This is a genomic window from Bacillus sp. P4_D3 (assembly GCF_056401855.1).
Window position 1 is genome coordinate 1 of the sequence record NZ_JBFUIN010000591.1, and the last position, 1927, is coordinate 1927.

Here is a 1927-nt window from a genome sequence, read left to right on the forward strand (position 1 = left end):
TTATAATAGAGAGCTAAAGTAAGGAGCGTTTAGACATGAATATTGAAAATATTGAAGCTTTTATATATGTTTGTCAACTTGGTAGTTTCAATAAAGCTGCCGAAGCTCTTTATTTAACCCAACCTTCTGTAACAGCACGTATCCAATCACTTGAACGTGAAATTAATATAAAGCTTTTTCATCGAAATGGCAATAAGATTTCTTTAACTGAAAAAGGAGAGTATTTTTTTCCACATGCACAAAAAATTTTGCAATCTTATCAGGAAGCTAAGTATGGGTTGCAACAAGTAACAATCCCATATGACTTGGTAATTGGGAGTGCTTTATCAATATCTAATAATATCCTCCCTGAAATTTTACCTGGTTTCAAATCTGAATTTAAGGATGTTAGAATAAAAATTGTAACTGGTCATTCACAAGACATCTTACAGAAGGTTATTAATAAAGAAGTTGACTTTGGCATCGTACGAACAGAAAAACATCCTCAAGTAGAATCAATCCGTCTTTATAATGACCCTATTGGCCTTTTTGTGCCTCGAAATCATATATTTTTAAAAGAAGAAAAAGTAACAATAGAACATGTAAGTAAACAACCCCTTATCTTCTTTGATTATGGATCAATGGATTGGCTCATGATTCATCGGCTATTTTCAAGTAATGATGTAAGCCCGACTATATCTTTAGAAGTAGATAATATGGAAACAGCGAAAAATTTAGTGATACAAGGGATGGGCATTAGCTTCTTGCCTGAACATTGTGTCAAACAAGAATTAGAAAATGGAGAATTGATCCGAGTGGAAATGACACCTCCAGTGAAAATTAATATTAGTATTGATTTTATCTATTTAAAAGGCAGACCAAAATCTGTTTTTATTGACTTTTTAAAAGAGAAGATGTGTAAATAAAACAAACTGATTGGTATATCAATCGGTTTGTTTTTGTTCTGGAGTTGATAGGCATGGGATCCTGGCGTATACCTATCAAGCTAAGAAAAGAGGTCACCCAAAAAACGATAAAATAATCTTCTCTGTTATAAGAGGGTCTAAAATTTCGTTCTGGGGGTGCTGCAAAATATTAACTTGATGGGAATGTGTCGCTACCCCTATATGTTAGATTTCTTGTTTAGTGCAACAGTTAAATCAATTTTTTGATTAATTTAAAACCCCCTAACATATTAGACACATATAATATGTTAGGGGGTTGATTTAATAATATTTTTTAAATTAGGTCTTGATAACAGACACTTTAGAGTTTTTAATGTTTCATATGTGCTTGTAAAGGAATAATTTCCTCTGTTTGAGCTGCTACTAATTCAGCTTCTTCTTGTTTAGCAACAGGTGCTTTCTTTGTTAAGTAATGATATACCATACCGACAAATACTGATCCGCCAATAATGTTACCGATTGTAACTGGAATTAAGTTATGAATAGCCCCAGCGAAAGTAATTGTATCAGGATGTGGTGAAACTAAAGATAAGGCAAACAATGATAAGTTTGCGATGCTATGCTCATAGCCAGATAAGAAGAATGTGAAAACGAGCATCATTATCATCAATATTTTTGCTGTATCACCTTTTACTTGAGAAGGTAAGAAGCAGGCAAGACATACGAGCCAGTTACATAAAATTGCTTTAAAGAATAATTGCATTGTAGGTGTGTTCATTTTACCTTCAACGACTGTATTCATTAAATGACCGTGATCAATTGCTCCGAAAATGCCAGTTGCGTAAAATAGTAAGGCAAAGAATAAAGCGCCAGCTAAGTTACCTGCATAACAAGCAACCCAGTTACGAAGTGTATCAGAAATCGTTGTTTCTTTTCGTAAAGTTGCCACTGTGAAATACATTGTATTTCCAGTAAATAGTTCAGCACCGCCATATATAATAAGTACGAGGGCAATTCCGAAAAACATGGACTCAGCTAAATAG

At 33.6% G+C, this 1927-nt stretch carries 2 protein-coding genes; one reads left to right on the top strand and one right to left on the bottom strand.

All coding sequences use genetic code 11. From position 1 onward, the window contains the following. Nucleotides 1-35 precede the first annotated feature (35 nt). The gene (locus AC1DTM_RS24430; RefSeq protein WP_002201263.1) at nucleotides 36-905 is read left to right on the top strand and encodes a LysR family transcriptional regulator; all 870 of its coding nucleotides are present in this window, start codon (nucleotides 36-38) and stop codon (nucleotides 903-905) included. Between the two features lie 349 nt (nucleotides 906-1254). Here AC1DTM_RS24430 and AC1DTM_RS24435 read toward each other — a convergent pair. Next, nucleotides 1255-1927 (bottom strand): formate/nitrite transporter family protein (locus AC1DTM_RS24435; protein WP_477001099.1); only part of this gene is annotated, 673 nt, incomplete at its 5' end.